This window comes from Stenotrophomonas sp. SAM-B, assembly GCF_013387485.1.
Lineage (GTDB): Bacteria > Pseudomonadota > Gammaproteobacteria > Xanthomonadales > Xanthomonadaceae > Stenotrophomonas > Stenotrophomonas maltophilia_AA.
The window spans coordinates 162,794-180,956 of record NZ_JABBXB010000002.1 but is presented as its reverse complement, the minus strand read 5'-3'; the positions used below and the strand labels follow the sequence as shown (position 1 = coordinate 180,956).

Sequence of the window (18,163 nt, the reverse complement as noted above, 5' to 3'; positions counted from 1 at the left end):
CTGGGACTCACGAAGATCGTCAGTGGGAATGACGTCGCTTCGATGGACTGCAAACACCGGGCAGGCCGGTGAACATGAACCATTTAAAGAAGGTGTACGGCCAGGTATCCACGTGAGCAGACAGGCAGCAACTGCGAGTCATATAACGGCGCGTCTTCTGAAAGCTTTAGGGCCATCATCGTCGCGCCGTGGCGCAGGCTGGGCCGGGGTCTACTCGCCGCTTTCGCTGGCATCGAGCGCGTCCAACGGGTCGATCGCGCCCAGGGCCTGGGCTTCCACCTGCACGTTGTCGCGCCCCAGCGCCTTGGCCCGGTAACACTGCGCATCCGCCGCCGCCACGGCGTCATCCACGCTCATGCCGCCGAACAGGGGCGCGATGCCGATGCTCGCGCCCACGCTCAGCCGGCGCTGGTCCCAGGGGATGGACAACCCACGCATCGCCTCGAGCAGGTCGATGGCGATGCGGCGGGCACGCTTGAGCGAACAGCCGGCCAGGATCACCGCGAACTCATCGCCGCCCAGCCGCGCCACGATGTCCGAATCACGCACCCCGTGCCGCAATACGCTGGCCACGGCCCACAGCACCGCATCACCGGCGAGATGGCCATGGGTGTCGTTGACCGGCTTGAAGTGGTCCAGGTCGATGTACATCAGCGATGCGGACTGGCCGGTCCGGGCGACCCGGGTGATGGCCTGCTGCAGGTGTGCCTCGAAGCCGCGCCGGTTGCTCAGCTCGGTCAACGGGTCGATCTCGGCCAGGTGGCGGGCCTCGCGCTGGCGCGCGCGTTGCTGGGTGACGTCACGGATCACCCAGACCGCGCCGCTGGTCAGCCCGTCCTCATCGCGCAGCCAGGCACGGGTCAGGTCGACCGGCAGCAGGTGGGTTCCCACCGCCAGCAGCAGGTCCGAATGCAGGTCGACCGCATTGCTGTCCGGGTCGAGCAGCACCGCCACGTCCAACGGCGAGCGCGGCGCGTACTCGGTGGTGAGCTCCATCACCTCCTGCAGCTGGCTGCCGGCCAGTGCCTCCGCGCCGTCACCCGCCAGCGCGCGGGTAGCCGCTGCGTTGGCGTACTGGATGCCGCCGTGCAGGTCCAGGGTCAGCACCATGTCGGCCACCGCATCCAGCGTGACCCGGGTGCGCTGCTCGGATTCGCGCAGCTGCTGGCCGCTGAGCCGTTGCGCGGTCACGTCCTGGATCTGGGAGACGAAATGCAGCGGCTCGCCATTTTCCGTGCGGACCAGCGAGACCGACAGCCGCCCCCAGACCAGGTTGCCCGCCTTGCCCAGGTAGCGCTTCTCCATGTGGTAATGCTCGCGGCGGCCGGCCAGCAGATCGCCAAGCAGGGCGAGGTCGGTATGCAGGTCGTCCGGATGCGTCAGCGTCTGGAAATCGATCAGCAGCAGTTCGGCACGGGTATAGCCGAGGATGCCGCACAGCGAATCGTTGACGTCCAGCCAGCGCCCTTCCAGCGACACCAGGGCCATGCCCAGCGCCGCCGACGAGAATGCCCCGGCGAATTTTTCCGAGGCCAGGAACGCCTGTTCGCGGACCTGCAGCAGCGGGGTCAGGTCGACCGCCATGCCGACGTAGCCGATCCGGTTGCCGCCGGCGCAGTCCAACGGACTGATCGACAGGCGCACCTGGCGGCGCCCGCCGTCCTTGCGCAGGAACGTCCACTGATGCGACCAGGTGCCCTGCGCCGCCCGCGCGCTCAACGCCTCGAACACGGTCGGCAGGCGTCCGTCCGCCCCCATCTGGGGCTGCAGGTAGGCGCGCATCTCCTCCGGGTCATGGAACAGGCCCGGGTTGACCCGTCCGATCACTTCATCGGGGCGGTAGCCGAGCAGTTTCTGCGCACCGGTGTTGAACAGATTGATCACTCCGTCGATGTCGGTGGCGATCACCGCCACCTCGTCGGAGGCGTCGACCACCGCCTGCAGCCGCTGGCGCATGTTGGCCGCATCCTGCCGGGCCTCCTGCAGCTCGGTGACATCGGCATGCGCGCCGGCCATCCACAGCGGCCGGCCCTGTGCATCGCGTTCGTAGACGCGGCCACGGTCCTGCACCCAGATCCAGTGGCCCTGCTTGTGCCGCATCCGGCACAGGCTGTCGTAACGCGGCGAGCGGCCCGCCAGGTGCTCCTCGAGCAACGCGTTGGACTGGGCCAGGTCGTCGGGATGCACCAGCCGGAAGAAGGTGTCCGGCGTGATCGGCGCCAGTTCCTCGCGGGTGTAGCCCACGATCTCCGCCCAGCGTTCGTTGACCCGCATCTGGTTGCCGGGGATGTCCCAGTCCCAGGTGCCCGCCGCGGTGCCTTCGATGATCATTTCCAGCCGGTGGCGCTGTTCGGCCATCTCGCGCAGCGCGGCGCCAGCGCGGTCATCGGCGCTGCGGCCCGCCCGGTCGCCCGGTCCTGCCTGGTCGTCTGTCATCGGGGCTCCCCGCCGTCCACCTACCCTACGGGCATTGAACGCGAAGTGTGCGTAAACCCGGGCGAAACCAGAAGTGCCTCCGTCCATCGGCAGGGACCAGAAACGCCAAGGGCCGCCCGAAGGCGGCCCCTGGCAGGCAGCGGGAGGCGCTCAGCCGCCGCGCTTGGCCCGGGCGAAGGCGTCGGCCAGTGCATTGTTGGCCGGCGGCGCGGCACTGCCCGGGCGCGGCCCGGAGGGGGTGCCACGGCCGCCATTGCGCGGGCCGTTGCCTGCCCCGCCCTCCCGGCGACCGCCACCGGCCGGGCGCGCATCGCGCTCGCCGGGTGCCTTGGCCGGGGCCGGGGTGTCGTCCAGGCGCCGGGTCAGCGCGATGCGCTTGCGCGCCACGTCGACCTCCAGCACCTTCACCTTGACGATGTCGCCGGCCTTGACCACGTCGCGTGGATCCTTGACGTAGGTGTCCGACAAAGCGGAGATGTGGATCAGGCCGTCCTGGTGGACGCCGATGTCCACGAAGGCACCGAACGCGGCCACGTTGCTGACCACGCCCTCCAGGATCATCCCGACCTTGAGGTCCTTCAGTTCTTCGACCCCGTCAGCGAAACGCGCGGCCTTGAACTCGGGGCGCGGATCGCGGCCGGGCTTTTCCAGTTCCTTGAGGATGTCGCGCACCGTCGGCACACCGAAGGTTTCGTCGGTGAACTGCTCGGCTTTGAGCCCACGCAGGAAGCTGCCGTCGCCGATCAGCGCCTTGATCGGGCGTGCGGTGGCGGCCACGATGCGCTCCACCACCGGGTAGGCTTCCGGGTGCACCGAGGAGGCATCCAGCGGCTGGTCGCCATCAGCGATGCGCAGGAAGCCGGCGCACTGCTCGAAGGTCTTCTCGCCCAGGCGCGGCACCTTGAGCAGGTCCTTGCGGCGTTTGAACGGACCGTTGTCGTCGCGGTGGCGCACGATGTTCTCGGCGACGGTGGACGACAGCCCCGACACGCGCGAGAGCAGCGCGGCCGAGGCGGTATTGACGTGCACGCCGACCGCGTTGACGCAGTCTTCCACGCGCGCATCCAGCGCGCGCGCCAGCCGGTACTGGTCCACATCGTGCTGGTACTGGCCCACGCCGATCGCCTTCGGGTCGATCTTGACCAGTTCGGCCAGCGGGTCCTGCAGGCGGCGGGCGATCGACACCGCGCCACGGATGGACACGTCCAGGTTCGGGAATTCCTTGGCCGCGAACTCCGAGGCCGAGTACACCGATGCACCGGCTTCGCTGACCACGATCTTCTGCACCTTCGTATCACCCAGTGCCTTGATCACCTCACCGGCCAGCTTGTCGGTTTCGCGGCTGGCGGTGCCGTTGCCGATCGCGATCAGGTCCACGTTGTGCTGCACGCACAACTGCTTGATCGCGTGCAGCGACTGGTCCCACTGGCGGCGCGGTTCGTGCGGGTAGATGGTGTCGGTGGCCACCAGCTTGCCGGTGGCGTCTACCACCGCGATCTTGCAGCCGGTACGGATGCCCGGGTCCAGGCCGAGCACGGCCTTGGGGCCGGCCGGGGCGGACAGCAGCAGGTCCTTGAGGTTGTCGCCGAACACCGCGATCGCCTCGGCCTCGGCCTTCTCGCGGGCCTGGTTGAACAGGTCCAGCAGCAGGTGCATGTGCAGCTTGGCGCGCCAGGTCAGTCGGCAGGCGTCCAGCAACCAGCGGTCGCCGGGGCGGCCGGCGTCGCGGATGCCGGCGTTGTGCGCGACACGGCCTTCGGCGTACAGATTGCCGGCCTCCGCATCGCTGCCCGGGTCCAGCTCCAGGAACAGGATTTCCTCGCGCCGCGCACGGAACAGCGCCAGCAGCCGGTGCGACGGAATCTTTGCCAGCGACTCCGAATGCTCGAAGTAATCGCGGTACTTGGCCCCCTGTTCTTCCTTGCCCTCGGCGACACGTGCCCGGATCACGCCGTTCTCGCCCAGCCAGGTGCGCAGTTCGCCGACCAGCGCGGCATCTTCGCCCCAGCGCTCCATCAGGATCGCCCGGGCGCCCTCCAGGGCCGCCTTGACGTCGGCCACGCCATTGTCGCCATCAACAAAGGTCGCGCCGAACACCTGCGGGTCCAGGCCGGGATCGGCCAGCAGCCCATCGGCGAGCGGCTCCAGGCCGGCTTCGCGCGCGATCTGCGCACGGGTGCGGCGCTTGGGCTTGTAAGGCAGGTACAGATCTTCCAGGCGCGACTTGGTGTCCGCGCCGAGGATGTCGTTGCGCAGTTCGTCGCTGAGCTTGCCTTGTTCGTCGATGCTGGTCAGCACCGCGGCGCGGCGGTCCTCCAGCTCGCGCAGGTAGGTCAGGCGCGTTTCGAGGTTGCGCAGCTGGGTATCGTCCAGGCCGCCGGTGACTTCCTTGCGGTAGCGGGCGATGAACGGAACGCTGGCGCCTTCGTCCAACAGGGCGATGGCAGCGAGGGCCTGGGCGGTCTGGGCACCGATCTCATCGGCGATGGTCTGGGCGATCTGCTGCGCGAGCTTGATGTCAGGCATTGCTTCCGGCCGGAGCCGCTTTGCGGAAAGAACCCATTCTGGCGATGCCGGGCGGCGGGGGAAAGCCGTTGACAGGCCGGGCCGAACCTGTCGCCCCGTGGCAGTCACCCCACGAGGGGTCCTGCGTTCACGCCGGCATCCTGCGCGGGGCTGGGATGCCGGCGCGGGCGCCCGCGACAACCGGGCGCCTCCACGGTGTGGCTCGCTTACCGGTAATGCACCGCAGCACGCTGATGGACGATGTCGTCGCGCATCGACTCCAACGCCATCACCCGCACCCTGCCCACACCCTGCAGCTCCATGAACCGCTCGGTGTAGATCTCCGGGCCCAGCTCGGTATCGGCCTGGGACTTGCTGAAGCCATGGGGCACGAGGCCCTTGTCGCCATCCTTGCTACCACCGACATAAAGAACGATTGCCATGTGATGTATTCCTCCAGAAAAACGTTGTTGCTCATACAGCGATGCAAGTTTACCCCGGCAAACCTGACTGATTCGTCATGCAGGCTAATAACGTTTTTTTGCATGCAGATGACGTCGCGTTGTCGACATTTTTCTTACATGGATTTAACGCGGAAATAACGGGGCCACCAGCCTCGCCCCTGCAGCGCATACACATCGGCCGCCCGTTCAAACGGATTGCGTGCGCTCACGCCACCGCAGAGCAGATACACCGGCAGATACAACGGCCCCAGCACCAGATACTGGTAGACATGCGCACGCTCGTGGTCGTGCAGGCCGATCACCGGCTCGCTGGCGTGGCCAGCTTGGTGCGCGTAGGTACGGCACGGCACGTCCAGCACCGGTCCGGTATGCAGGATGACATTGCCCAGCGTGATCGCCCCACCCGGCCCCCACGGAAACTCGCGGAACACGATCGCGCAGTCGCGCGCGTTCCACGACGGCCGCGCACCGGCCAGCATCCCGGCGGTGCCGGCGGCCAGGCCGATCAGGGTGTTGGGTGACGTCCACAGCGCGCCCACCCCCTGCAGGACACGCAGCAGCAGCGGCGACAGGCTCAATCGGCCTCGTTGGGGATCAACAGCCACAGGATCAGGTAGACCAGGATGCCCGGGAAGGCGGCCGAGCCGATCGAGATCAGCACGAACAGCACCCGCACCAGGGTGACGTTCCAGCCGTAGCGATGCGCGATGCCGCCCATCACCCCGGCGATCATGCGGTCGTTGAGCGAACGGGACAGCGGGCGCGGCGGTGTGTTCATGCACGGGGTCTCGAGCCGGTAGGTGCCGACTCTAGCGCGAACCGTGTCTACGGGGTGCGTTGGCGCAGGGCCTTGAGTCGCGCCCCGAACCAGACCGCGGCGGTCTGCTCCGGCTGGCCCGGGCAGGCGATCCGGTACGGCTTGCCGCTCATGCTGCTCTGGCTGGCGGCCCGCTCGATGAACTGCTCGGCGGTGTCCACCTTGTCCTTCTTGAGCAGGTAGTCGTACTTGCGCTGCAGGTGGGCCCGCGCCTCGGGCGCATCGTGCCAGCTGCCGTTGCGCTGGAAGCGGCAGTTGGAGCCATCCAGGGCGCCGATCAGGCCGGCGATCTCGCGGCGGGCGGCCTCGCTGGGGGTGGCCTGGGCGGTACCAATGCCCGACAGACCCAAGGCCAGCCAGAGAAGGGGACGAATGTTCATTGCGCGCGCTCGTTCAACCAACCGGTGATGGTCGCCGGAACCTCGCGCTGCGCGCGCCCGGAAACGTAGATGCCGATATGGCCACCGCGGAAACTGCTCTCGGTGTAGTCCGTGCTGCCGATCCGGCCGCGCAGCGCGCGCGACGCATCCGGCGGGACCAGATGGTCCTGCTCGGCATAGATGTTCAGTACCGGCAACGTGACCTGCTGGAGGTCGACCGTTTCTTCTCCGATGCGGACGCCGTCGTGCATCAGGCCATTGCCCTGGTAGAACTGCTTGATGAAGTCACGGAACGCCTCGCCGGCGAGATCGGGCGAGTCGAAAATCCACTTCTCCATGCGCAGGAAATCTTCCAGCGCGTCCTTGTCGTCGAGGATGTCGAGCAGGCCCACGTACTTCTGTACGTTGAGGCGGAACGGCTTGAGCATCAGGTAACTGGCATTCATCAGGTCGGCCGGGATGTTGCCCAGCGTGTCCACCAGCAGGTCCACATCCACCTGCCGCGCCCAGTGCGAGAGCATGTTGTCCGGGGTGTGGAAATCGACAGGGGTGACCATGGTGATCAGGTTCGCCAGCTTGGCCTGGCGCAGCGCGGCATAGCACAGCGCGAACACGCCGCCCTGGCAGATGCCCAGCATGTTGATCGGCTCACCGCCATTGTGCGCCTGCAGGTGATCCACCGCGCCATCCACGAAGCGCAGCAGGTAATCCTCCAGCGTCTGGTAGCGCTCGGAGCGGTCCGGGTAGCCCCAGTCCAGCACATAGACATCGTGGCCGAGCGCCAGCAGTTTCTGCACCAGCGAGCGGTCGGTCTGCAGGTCGACCATGTACGGCCGGTTGACCAGCGCATAGACGATCAGCAGCGGCGTGCGGTGCACCGGCGGCTCGGTACCGACGAAGCGGTACAGCGTGACCTTGCCGTCGCGCCAGATCTCTTCGCGGGTGGTCACGCCGTAATCGACATCGTCCACCGAAGGCAGCAGCTTCAGGCCATCCATCAGCTTGCGCTGCATGGCGAGGGTTTCCTGCAGCAGGTCTTCGGCGTTGAAGCCCAAGGGGCCTTTCATGCGCTGCGCTTCCGGGGCTTGGTGGTGGGCTTGGTGGTGGGCTTGGTGGCAGGCTTGGTGGCAGGCTTGGTGCCCTTGGCCGGCGTGGAAACGTTGCCTGCGCGTTTGCTCGCGGCGGCTGGCGTTACCGCGGGCCTGCTCGCCTTGGCCTTACCGGCAGGTGCCGCAGCCGCACGCGCTGCCGCAGGTGCCTTGCCCTGCTTCGGTGCTGCCTTGCCGGCTGTTGCCGTGTTGGGCCCCGCCGTACCCGCGCCGCTGGCCATGCGCCGCACCAACCGCTCCAGCTCGGCGATCCGGCGATGCGCCGCATCCATCTCCGTGCGCGTCGGCAGCCCGAAGCTCTCGGTCAGCCGTTCGATTTCCTGCTGGGTGGCCGCGCGCAGCCGCATCTGGGCGTTGCCCAGCGAGGCATAGACCGTCTGGAACGGCTCGGACAGCGCAACCTTGGCATACGCTTCCTCGGCCGCGTCGATCCACAGATCGAACATCGCCCGCGCACTGGTGAGCTGGTTGCCCGGCTGTTCGTGCTCGGCCAGGCGCTGCTCGAACAGGGTGAACGCATCGTCCAGCGCCTGCTTGATCTGATCCACGTAATCGCGCGAGTGCGCCTGATACTCCTGCTGCGCGCGCAGCAGCGCCTGCCAGCGGGCCTGATGCTCGCGACCGGGACCGAAGGCGGGACTCTGCAGCCACGGCCCAAGCTGGCGCTGCAAGGTCTCCAGCAACTGAAGAAGGTCCGGACCCTCGGCATGCGTGTGTCCGCGTGCGCCCTGCAGCATCCACTGCAGCAGTCCGTTGCCCTGCCCCAGCACGGCTTTTCGCCAGGCCTGCGCGACGTCGGCGCTGGTGGTGTCGCGACCGGCGAACTGCGCGGCCACCTGCTGCATGGCGCCGTACCAGCCACCGGCCTGCTCACGGAAGCGATGCACGGCCTCGTCGGCCGGGCCGCTGGCGGCGTTGGGCATCATCTGCGCCCACCCGTCGATCGCCTGCTGCCAGTTGCCCTGGCCCTCGGGGCCACCCGCATGGCCCGGTGGTGCCGCAGCGTGCCGCAGGGCATCGCCCCAGGCACTGAAATACTGCCGCGCCAAGGCCTCTACATCGCCTGCGCCGCTGCCGCTGCCCGCCGTGGTCATGACCGTCCTCCCGTCTCGGGAAACGATGATAGCAATGGCTCGCCGCGCTGCCTCACGGCTTGGGGATGCGCAGGGTCTTGCTGATCATCAGCGAGCCGGACAGCGCGAACAGCAGCACCAGCGGGTGCAGCTGCCACGGGCCAAGCTGCCACTTGCCCAGCCACAGGTCCGCGCCGGTCGCGCCGACGCTCGCCGCCACGGCCAGCACCACCACCAGCGCCAGGCTGGTCGGAATCGGGGTGCCCTCGAAGTACGGCACCTTGTCGCCTTCGCCGGCCAGCGCCTCGGCGGTCACGTTGTAGCGCGCCAGGCGGCTGACGCCGCAGCAGACGAAATAGCTCAGCACCAGCCAGTCCCAGCCGCCCTGCATGCCGCAGGCGTAGGCCAGCGCCGCCGGGGCCACGCCGAAGGAAATGATGTCCGACAGCGAATCCAGCTCGCGGCCCAGCGTGGAGCTGGACTTGCGCCAGCGGGCGATACGCCCGTCCAGTGCGTCGAAAATGAAGGCCAGCGGGATCAGCGCCATGCCGAACAGCAGATAGCTGCGCTCGCCGTCCTGCAGGTAGCGCATGGCGGCGAAGACCGCGCCGGTGCCGCAGAACGCGTTGGCCAGGGTGAACCAGTCGGCCAGGTGGAACTCGCGCAACATCGAGAAATGACGTTTCATGGAAGATCGGGTGGCGGCAATCCCAAGAGAGTACCGCGAGCGGCCCGCGCCCGGACAGCCCACCCTACGCCACCGTACCCGGCCTTGCCGCGCCGTTCACGCGGGGACGACCTGCGGTGAATTTTTGACCACCCATCTTGACAGCGAGCGCCAGCGGGGGCCGGAGGCGCTTATCCACAAACTTGCCCACGAGTCATCCACACCCCCTGTGGACAACTCAGTCTCAATAGACGCGACCTTGGTGATTTGTTGATCACCGATCTTCATCGTGGCTGGCCGATCGACCTTCACAGGGGCGCCCATCGGGGCCGCGCGTGGGCTAAGCTGGTGGATGGACTCCGCCGCCGCCAGGTCCTGCCGCCCACCGACAGGAGTCTTGCGCGTGCTTTCCCCCGACCATCTGGCCGCCCAGTTGCGCCACCCGCAAGGTGAGCACGCGCTCCTCGTGGCCGAATCGATGAACCGCAGCAACGGCGACCTCAACCGCGCCGCGATCGCCCTGCTGGCGGTCACCGCGGGCGAACAGGTGCTGGAGATCGGCCCGGGCAATGCGGCCTTCGCGCCCGATCTGCTGCGTGCCTCGGGCAGCCTCTACCTGGGGCTGGATGTCTCGGCGGCGATGGTCGACGCGGGCAACACAGTGCTGGCCGCACACGGGCTGCAGGATCGCGCCGAGGTCCGGCTCGGCGATGCCCAGGCCCTGCCCCTGGACGCGGCCTGCATCGATGCGGCGCTGGCAGTGAATACCCTGTACTTCTGGGACGAATTGAAATTCCCGTTCGCCGAACTGGCCCGCGTGCTGCGGCCCGGTGGCCGTCTCTGCCTGGCCTTCGGCGATGCCGCCTTCATGCGCACGCTGCCGTTCACCGCGCATGGCTTCCACCTGCACGAACTGGCCGAGGTCGAGCAGGCCCTGCGCAGCGCTGGGTTGACCGTACAGGGCTGGCGCGCCCATCACGAAACCGGGCGCAGCAACGACGGGCGCGAGGTCAGCAAGCATTTCCACCTGCTGCTCGCCCGCAGGTAGTGACGGCCGCTGGCCGGCATTACAGCCGGGTGTAGCTCCAGGACTGCATGGCGCCATCGCGGTACGGCATCACGCCATGGAAGGCGCGGGGCTCGTCGTCGAAGACCAGCGGCAGGAAGCTGCGATCGCCTTCCCACAGCGGCAGGCTGTCGATCTTGTCCACGTCCACCCATTCCAGGGTTCCCTCCGGATTGGAGGTCAGCGGCGTGCCGGTGAAGTCATCGATGACGAACACGAAACCGAACCAGTCCTCGCCGTTCTTGCCGAAGCCCGGCCAGCTGATCGTGCCGCGCAGGCGCATGGTCCCGCACTCGATCCCGGCTTCTTCGCGGATCTCGCGGCGCATGCAGGCGGCGGCGTCTTCATCGCGCTCCATCTTGCCGCCCAGCCCGTTGTACTTGCCCAGGTGCAGGTCACCGGGGCGGGCGTTGCGGTGGATCATCAGCACTTGCTTGCCGTCGGCGGACAGCACGTAGCCCAGGGTGGCCACGATGGGGGTATAGGGCATTTCGCACAGGCTCGGGGGAACACAGACCCCCGATTATGCGTGATCCGCCAGAGGGCGGCTCAGGGCACCAGGGTGGTGCGACGGGCATCCGCGGGTGCCGCCACCGCGCCATCGCGGCGCAGGGTCGCCACGCCGTGGCCGCGTTCGGCCAGGTATTCCAGCCATTTGCCGAGGAAGGTGTTCATCCGCATGCGGTGGCTGATCAGCTCGGCCGGCGGCGGGTACATGCCCATCACGTCCTGCCAGCGGCGGCCCACGTAGCAATGGGTGGTCTCGGCCTGGCGGGCATCACGGTACAGGCGCACATAGGCCGACGGATCCGGCTGCCCGGTGACCGGGTCGGCGAAGTCGTAGGTCAGCCGCAGCTCGACCGTGTAGCGGTGGCACTCGATCACGTCCAGGCGCACATCCAGCCCATCGCCGATCGAAGAGACATAGCTGCCGGGGACGAGCTCGGCGGGCGCGAACAGGCGCACCAGGTGCTGATAGTTTTCGGCGTACAGACCCATCAGCCAGCTCAGGCGGCTGAGCCGGGGAATGCGTTCGATACGGGGCGATGCCTGGGCCATGGGTCGATCCTACACGTTGATCTCCCAACGTGGGGGCGGCGGCAGCCCGGCCAAAGGGGCCGTTCCTTCGCGTATCGACCAACGGTCGATACCTACCGCGGTCGGCCGCGCCCCATCCCGGGTAGGCCACGACCGTTGGTCGTGGCGCGCGGCCCAAGGCACGAAGGTCAGTACATCTCGCGCTGCAGCCCCAGCGTTCCCAGCACCTTGCTCGAGATTTCCTCGATCGATGTGTGGGTGGTGCTCAGGGTCGGGATCCGCTCCATCCGGAACATGGTCTCGGCCGCGGCCACTTCGCGGCGGCAGGTCTCCAGGTTGGCGTAGCGCGAATTAGGGCGGCGCTCCTGGCGGATCTGCTGCAGGCGGTCCGGGTCGATGGTCAGGCCGAACAGCTTCTTGCGGTACGGACGCAGCCGGGGCGGCAGCCGGTCCTGCTCCAGATCCTCGTCGGTCAGCGGGTAGTTGGCCGCACGGACCCCGTAATGCAGGGCCAGGTAGATGCAGGTGGGGGTCTTGCCGGCCCGCGACACGGCCACGAGGATCACGTCGGCATCGTCGTAATTGATGGCGATGCCGTCGTCATGGGTCAGCGCGAAGTTCATCGCGTTGATGCGGCGGTGGTAGGTCTCGAAGTCGACCATGCCGTGCGCCTGGCCGACCCGGGAATGCCGGTTGACCGCCAGTTCGCGCTCCAGCGGCTCGATGAAGGGGGCGAACACGTCCAGCATCAACCCGCCGCTTTCGGCCAGGATGATGCTCAGCCCGCTGTCCACGCAGGAACTGACCACGATGGGCCGAACCTGGTACCGCTCCCCCGCTGCACGGATCCTTTCACAGGCTTCCCGCGCTTTTTCCGGATCATCGATGAACGACATTCGGTCGGTGATGAAGCTGAACCCGGAGAACTGGGTCAGGAGGCTATGCCCAATGGTTTCAGCGGTGATACCGGTTCCATCGGACACGTAGAACACCGGACGGATCGTCGACATACGGCTTTTACCCCCTCCGAAGCTTAAAAAGGCTGTCGATACAAGCTTGTGCCGACAGCGGTCTGCCCGGCATCATATCGGCTTCTTCCTACGGACGTGGCCATCCAGCCCGCCTCGGGCGATGGCCAAACGGAGCATCGCGCTTGAACGAGAACATCCTGTGGTTGCACGAACTGCGCCTGGCCGATCTGGCCCGCGTAGGCGGCAAGAATTCGTCGCTTGGCGAAATGATCGGCAATCTGGCCGGTCTGGGGGTGTCTGTCCCCGGCGGTTACGCAACCACCTCTGAAGCCTTCAAGGACTTCATCGCCCACAACGATCTGTCCAAGCGCATCTTCGACAAGCTGGCCACGCTGGACGTGGAAGATGTCGGTGCCCTGACGATCGCCGGCAAGGAAATCCGCGGCTGGGTGATCGATGCCCCGCTCCACCCGGCGCTGGACCAGGACATCCGCACCGCCTACGCCAAGCTGTGCAGCGAAAACGGCGGCGGCGACGTCGCGGTCGCGGTGCGTTCCTCGGCCACCGCCGAAGATCTGCCCGATGCGTCCTTCGCCGGCCAGCAGGAGACCTTCCTCAACGTGACCGGCGCCGACGATGTCGTGCTCAAGGTCAAGGAAGTGTTCGCCTCGCTCTACAACGACCGCGCGATCGCCTACCGCGTCCACCACGGCTTCAAGCACGAGGACGTGTTCCTGTCCGCCGGCGTGCAGCTGATGGTGCGCTCGGGCGTCGGTTCCTCCGGCGTGCTGTTCACCCTGGACACCGAGTCCGGCTTCCGCGACGTGGTGTTCGTCACCTCCTCGTTCGGCCTGGGCGAAATGGTCGTGCAGGGTGCGGTCAACCCGGACGAGTTCTACGTTTACAAGCCCACCCTGAGCGCGGGCAAGCCGGCGATCCTGCGCCGTTCGCTCGGCAGCAAGGCCATCCGCATGGTGTATTCGGATGTCCCCGGTGAGCGCGTGCGCATCGAAGACACCCCGGCCGACCTGCGCAACACCTTCTCGATCAGCGATGAGGACGTGCAGGAACTGTCCAAGCAGGCGCTGGTGATCGAAAAGCATTACGGCCGCCCGATGGATATCGAGTGGGCCAAGGACGGCGTCAGCGGCAAGCTGTTCATCGTGCAGGCGCGCCCGGAGACGGTGAAGTCGCGTGGCCATGCCACCCAGATCGAGCGTTTCGCGCTGAACCAGAAGGACGGCAAGGTGCTGGCCGAAGGCCGCGCCGTCGGTGCCAAGATCGGTGCCGGTACCGCCCGCGTGGTGCGTACCCTGGACGACATGGCCCGCGTGCAGCCCGGCGACGTGCTGATCGCCGACATGACCGATCCCGATTGGGAGCCGGTGATGAAGCGCGCCTCGGCCATCGTGACCAACCGCGGCGGCCGTACCTGCCACGCGGCGATCATCGCGCGTGAGCTGGGCGTGCCGGCCGTGGTCGGCTCGGGCAACGCGACCCAGCTGATCCAGGATGGCCAGGAAGTGACCGTCAGCTGCGCCGAGGGCGATACCGGCTTCATCTACGACGGCATCCTCGAATTCGAGCGCACCACCACGGACCTCGGCAACATGCCGCCGGCGCCGCTGAAGATCATGATGAACGTGGCCAACCCGGAACGTGCCTTCGACTTCGGCCAGCTGCCGAACGCCGGCATCGGCCTGGCCCGTCTGGAAATGATCATCGCCAGCCACATCGGCATCCACCCGAACGCGCTGCTGGAGTACGACCGCCAGGACGCGGCGACCAAGAAGAAGATCGACGAGAAGATCGCCGGTTACGCCGATCCGGTCAGCTTCTACGTCGGTCGCCTGGCCGAAGGCATCGCCACGCTGACTGCGTCGGTCGCCCCGAACCCGGTGATCGTGCGTCTGTCGGACTTCAAGTCCAACGAGTACGCCAACCTGATCGGCGGCAGCAACTACGAGCCGCACGAAGAGAACCCGATGATCGGCTTCCGCGGCGCCAGCCGTTACGTCGACCCGAGCTTCTCGGCCGCCTTCGCCCTGGAGTGCCAGGCCGTGCTGCGCGTCCGCAACGAGATGGGCCTGGACAACCTGTGGGTCATGATCCCGTTCGTGCGCACCCTGGAAGAAGGCCGCAAGGTCGTCGAGGTGCTGGAACAGAATGGCCTGAAGCAGGGCGAGAATGGCCTGAAGATCATCATGATGTGCGAAGTGCCGTCCAACGCACTGCTCGCCGATGAGTTCCTGGAGATCTTCGACGGCTTCTCGATCGGCTCCAACGACCTGACCCAGCTGACCCTGGGCCTGGACCGCGATTCCTCGATCGTCGCGCACCTGTTCGACGAGCGGAACCCGGCGGTGAAGAAGCTGTTGTCGATGGCGATCAAGTCCGCGCGCGCCAAGGGCAAGTACGTCGGCATCTGCGGCCAGGGCCCGTCCGATCATCCGGATCTGGCCGAATGGCTGATGCAGGAAGGCATCGAATCGGTGTCGCTGAACCCGGACACCGTGGTGGATACCTGGCTGCGCCTGGCCAAGCTCAAAGCCAAGGGTTGATCCCTTCGGCAATGCGATGAAGAACAAAACCCCGCGCAAGCGGGGTTTTGTTTTTGAGACGAGGCATTCGGTCCCAGAGGTAGAGCCACGCCATGCGTGGCTGCTTTTCGTTGGACCGCCATTCGGTGGGCATCCAATGGACGGAAGGTCCGCGCTGCCACGCATGGCGTGGCACTACCGTCAGGCTTCGCGCGTTGCCACGCTTGGGCGTGGCGGCAAGGACCGTCAGGCTTCGGCGGTCTCGGCCACCTCGGCCACCGGGTAATCGGTGAACCCTTCCGCTCCACCCCCGAAGAACGTCGCCTTGTCCGACGGGTTCAACGGCAGGCCCTGCCGCAGGCGCTCCGGCAGGTCCGGGTTGGCGATGAACGGCCGGCCGAACGCGATCAAGTCGGCCCAGCCCTTGGCCAGTGCTTCCTCCGCACGCGCCACCGTGTACTTGCCGGCATAGATCAGCGTGCCGCGATAGATCATGCGCAGCGCCTCCTTGAAGGCCACCGGCATCACCGGCGCGTCCTCCCAGTCGGCTTCGGCGATATGCAGGTAGCCCACGCCGATCTGGTCCAGCAGGTGCGCGGCGGCCAGGTAGGTGGCCTGCGGGGTGTCGTCCACCGCGCCCTGCAGCGTGGTCAGCGGGGCCAGGCGCACGCCGACGCGCTCGGCACCGATCTCCGCAGCCACCGCTTCGGTTACCTCGCGCAGGAAGCGCAGGCGGTTCTGCAGCGAGCCACCGTAGCCATCCGTGCGCTGATTGGCCTGGGAGTCGATGAACTGGTTGATCAGGTAGCCGTTGGCGCCATGCAGTTCGATGCCATCGAAGCCTGCCGCGATCGCATTGCGCGCGGCCGCCGCGTATTCGCGCACGATCCCGGCGATCTCATCGATGGCCAATGCGCGCGGCATCGAGTGCTGCACCATCTCGCCGACGCCGCTCTGCGGGCCGCGCCCTTCCGGATCGACGAACACCTTGACGCCCTCGGCCAGCAGCGCCGAGGAGGATACCGGCGCAGTGCCCCCTGGCTGCAGGGCCACATGCGAGACGCGGCCGACATGCCAGAGCTGGGCGACGATCCGGCCACCCGCAGCGTGGACCGCGTCGGTGACGCCGCGCCAGCCGGCGATCTGGGCCTCGTCATGGATGCCCGGGGTCCAGGCGTAGCCCTGGCCCTGCTGGCTGATCTGGGTACCTTCGCTGACGATCAGGCCGGCCGAGGCGCGCTGGGCGTAGTACTCGGCCATCAACGGCGTGGCAACGTTGCCCGCACCGGCCCGCGAACGGGTCATCGGCGGCATCACGATACGGTTGGGCAGCGTCAGCGCGCCACGGGTGTAGGGGGAGAACAGCATGGGAATCCTTGATCGGGGGGGCGCCGCCGAAGCGGTGATGCCGACAAGGATGGGCACCGCACCGCCCGCTCAACAGCCCTGCGGCGGCAAAACAGTTGTGCCGCCCGTGCAACGATCGATCAGGTACGCTCGGCCGCCAGCATCGAGTAGGCGGCCCGCACGGTATCGTAGCCGTAGGTACGTTCCAGCCGGCGCACGATGAAGTGCCCGCGCGCCACGTCCTGGTAGTAGTCGGTGAACATGGTGTTGAGCGTTGCACCGGCCACCGCCCCCACGATCGGCACCGCCTGCGCGGCGAACTTCTCGGTGACCACCACCCCGAAGCGCGCGGCGACCTTCTCCACGAGCTTGGCCAGCCACTTGCCGGCCTCCTTCGGGGTCAGCCCGATCATCACCGGGCTGCCGCCGACCGCGCGCCCGGCCAGCTCGGCGGAGAGGTGGCGCATCACTTCGGCGGTGAAGCCACGGGTGATGTAGTAGCCGGTCTCGCTGGCGTCGTCCTTGCCCGAATTGCCACCCAGCGCGAACACCTCCAGGCAGGCGTGCCGGGTGCTCATGTCACGCAGGTCGAAGCCCTCGCTGCGGGCGACGTCGGCCACCGAGCGCATCATGATGGTGGTCGACACCGGCAGTTCGATGAACAGCGTGGTGAACCCGAACGCGCCGCCGACCGCACCGGAGGTGGCCGCGGCCAGTTTGTGCCAACGGGTGGAGGCCGCCTTGCCGGGCGTGTTGTCCATCGTCCACAACGCGGCCTGCGCGGATTTGAACAACGCCGCCTCGACCGCACCATGGATGCGGCGCGATACCGAATCAGGCAGCCGCTTGACCGCGAACTCCAACGGCGAGCCGATCAGGTTCGCCATCTTGGCGGTCAGCGTGGGCGATTCAAGCAGGTCCACCGCACGCTGCAGGTCGCGCCAATCCTGCGAGGTCGGCAGGATCGAGGACGACAGCGGCGGCGGTTGCGGCGAGGTGATGGCGTTCATGGCCGCGATCATAGCGCCGCCGATGTCTACCGCTTGTTGCCTCGCCTGCCGGTGGCTGAATGCCCCGGTGGGCTCAGGCCGGCAGGCCCGACAGCGCGCCCATGAACTGCCGGTAGTGGCGCAGCTCCGCGATGGAATCGTGCACGTCGCTCAGCGCGGTATGGCTGGCGGTCTTGCCGACGCCGGCGGCGACGCCCGGGGCCCAGCGCTTGGCCAGTTCCTTGATCGTGGAAACGTCCAGGTTCCGGTAGTGGAAGTACTTCTCCAGGCGCGGCATTTCACGGTGCAGGAAGCGACGGTCCTGGCAGATCGAATTGCCGCACATCGGCGAGGCACCCGCCTTGATCCACTGCTGCAGGAACGCGATGGTCTGCGCCTCGGCCTGGCCCAGCGTCACGCTGCTGTCGACCACACGCTGCCACAGCCCGGATCGGCGGTGCTGGTTGCGGTTCCATTCGTCCATGGCCTCCAGCCGCTCCACCGGATGATGGATCGCGAACTCCGGACCTTCGGCCAGCACGTTCAACTGCGCATCGGTGACCACCGTGGCGATCTCGATGATGGCATCGTTGTCGGTGTCCAGACCGGTCATTTCCAGATCGATCCAGATCAGTCGCTCGCCTTCTGCGCCGTTGTCCGCCATGTGTTCGCCTTGTGCTGGGTCGCTGCCTGCGCCGCGACCGGGAATGGATAAGGCCCACATGATACCGCCAACCCGTCACGACCCTGTCGCTGCGGCG

At 67.2% G+C, this 18,163-nt stretch carries 17 protein-coding genes; 2 read left to right on the top strand and 15 right to left on the bottom strand.

The window, feature by feature from the left end:
* Window positions 1–210: 210 nt before the first annotated feature.
* The 9 genes from HH110_RS05055 to HH110_RS05015 all read right to left on the bottom strand — a co-directional run bounded on the left by HH110_RS05055 (window position 211) and on the right by HH110_RS05015 (window position 9,472).
* A complete protein-coding gene (locus HH110_RS05055; RefSeq protein ID WP_176989124.1) occupies window positions 211–2,358 on the bottom strand; it encodes a PAS domain-containing protein in 2,148 nt (715 codons plus the stop codon).
* Between the two features lie 228 nt (window positions 2,359–2,586).
* Window positions 2,587–4,962: a Tex family protein gene (locus tag HH110_RS05050; protein WP_176988655.1), complete on the bottom strand. Its 2,376-nt coding sequence runs from the start codon at window positions 4,960–4,962 to the stop codon at window positions 2,587–2,589.
* Window positions 4,963–5,168: 206 nt separating this feature from the next.
* Complete coding sequence (locus HH110_RS05045) at window positions 5,169–5,384, bottom strand: hypothetical protein (RefSeq protein ID WP_176988654.1); 216 nt, start codon at window positions 5,382–5,384, stop codon at window positions 5,169–5,171.
* 134 nt (window positions 5,385–5,518) lie between these two features.
* Entirely contained in the window at window positions 5,519–5,983 is a 465-nt protein-coding gene (locus tag HH110_RS05040) for a hypothetical protein (RefSeq protein WP_176988653.1), read from the bottom strand.
* A complete protein-coding gene (locus HH110_RS05035; RefSeq protein ID WP_123729552.1) occupies window positions 5,980–6,183 on the bottom strand; it encodes a PspC domain-containing protein in 204 nt (67 codons plus the stop codon). The genes HH110_RS05040 and HH110_RS05035 overlap by 4 nt, the downstream gene beginning before the upstream one ends.
* 47 nt (window positions 6,184–6,230) lie before the next feature.
* Window positions 6,231–6,602: a YfeK family protein gene (locus HH110_RS05030; RefSeq protein ID WP_176988652.1), complete on the bottom strand. Its 372-nt coding sequence runs from the start codon at window positions 6,600–6,602 to the stop codon at window positions 6,231–6,233.
* Window positions 6,599–7,669: a class III poly(R)-hydroxyalkanoic acid synthase subunit PhaC gene (locus HH110_RS05025; RefSeq protein ID WP_176988651.1), complete on the bottom strand. Its 1,071-nt coding sequence runs from the start codon at window positions 7,667–7,669 to the stop codon at window positions 6,599–6,601. Before HH110_RS05025 ends, HH110_RS05030 begins: the two co-directional genes overlap by 4 nt.
* Window positions 7,666–8,805, bottom strand: a complete 1,140-nt coding sequence (gene phaE, locus HH110_RS05020) for a class III poly(R)-hydroxyalkanoic acid synthase subunit PhaE (RefSeq protein WP_176988650.1) — start codon at window positions 8,803–8,805, stop codon at window positions 7,666–7,668. The genes HH110_RS05025 and phaE overlap by 4 nt, the downstream gene beginning before the upstream one ends.
* A 52-nt stretch (window positions 8,806–8,857) precedes the next feature.
* Window positions 8,858–9,472 carry a phosphatidylcholine/phosphatidylserine synthase gene (locus tag HH110_RS05015; protein ID WP_176988649.1) on the bottom strand — a complete coding sequence of 205 codons (615 nt, stop codon included), beginning with the start codon at window positions 9,470–9,472 and terminating at the stop codon, window positions 8,858–8,860.
* 376 nt (window positions 9,473–9,848) lie between these two features.
* Here HH110_RS05015 and HH110_RS05010 point away from each other — a divergent pair, with 376 nt between their 5' ends.
* Window positions 9,849–10,499 (top strand): class I SAM-dependent methyltransferase, encoded by a 651-nt coding sequence (locus tag HH110_RS05010; protein WP_241696415.1) that lies wholly within the window; start codon window positions 9,849–9,851, stop codon window positions 10,497–10,499.
* 19 nt (window positions 10,500–10,518) lie between these two features.
* On the opposite strand, the gene HH110_RS05005 is transcribed toward HH110_RS05010, so the two are convergent.
* The 3 genes from HH110_RS05005 to HH110_RS04995 all read right to left on the bottom strand — a co-directional run bounded on the left by HH110_RS05005 (window position 10,519) and on the right by HH110_RS04995 (window position 12,565).
* Complete coding sequence (locus HH110_RS05005) at window positions 10,519–11,007, bottom strand: 8-oxo-dGTP diphosphatase (RefSeq protein ID WP_088435401.1); 489 nt, start codon at window positions 11,005–11,007, stop codon at window positions 10,519–10,521.
* Window positions 11,008–11,066: 59 nt separating this feature from the next.
* Complete coding sequence (locus HH110_RS05000; protein ID WP_176988647.1) at window positions 11,067–11,576, bottom strand: DUF1249 domain-containing protein; 510 nt, start codon at window positions 11,574–11,576, stop codon at window positions 11,067–11,069.
* 167 nt (window positions 11,577–11,743) lie between these two features.
* Window positions 11,744–12,565, bottom strand: a complete 822-nt coding sequence (locus HH110_RS04995; protein ID WP_019184148.1) for a pyruvate, water dikinase regulatory protein — start codon at window positions 12,563–12,565, stop codon at window positions 11,744–11,746.
* 143 nt (window positions 12,566–12,708) lie between these two features.
* Here HH110_RS04995 and ppsA point away from each other — a divergent pair, with 143 nt between their 5' ends.
* Window positions 12,709–15,087, top strand: coding sequence for a phosphoenolpyruvate synthase (gene ppsA / locus HH110_RS04990; RefSeq protein WP_176988646.1), 2,379 nt, complete (start codon window positions 12,709–12,711; stop codon window positions 15,085–15,087).
* 225 nt (window positions 15,088–15,312) lie between these two features.
* Here the strand turns inward: ppsA and HH110_RS04985 are convergent, their stop codons facing one another.
* The 3 genes from HH110_RS04985 to orn all read right to left on the bottom strand — a co-directional run bounded on the left by HH110_RS04985 (window position 15,313) and on the right by orn (window position 18,066).
* Window positions 15,313–16,434 carry an alkene reductase gene (locus tag HH110_RS04985; RefSeq protein ID WP_176988645.1) on the bottom strand — a complete coding sequence of 374 codons (1,122 nt, stop codon included), beginning with the start codon at window positions 16,432–16,434 and terminating at the stop codon, window positions 15,313–15,315.
* A 119-nt stretch (window positions 16,435–16,553) separates the two neighbouring features.
* Window positions 16,554–17,423 (bottom strand): EcsC family protein, encoded by an 870-nt coding sequence (locus HH110_RS04980; protein WP_176988644.1) that lies wholly within the window; start codon window positions 17,421–17,423, stop codon window positions 16,554–16,556.
* Window positions 17,424–17,496: 73 nt separating this feature from the next.
* Complete coding sequence (orn, locus tag HH110_RS04975; protein ID WP_176988643.1) at window positions 17,497–18,066, bottom strand: oligoribonuclease; 570 nt, start codon at window positions 18,064–18,066, stop codon at window positions 17,497–17,499.
* Window positions 18,067–18,163: the final 97 nt, after the last annotated feature.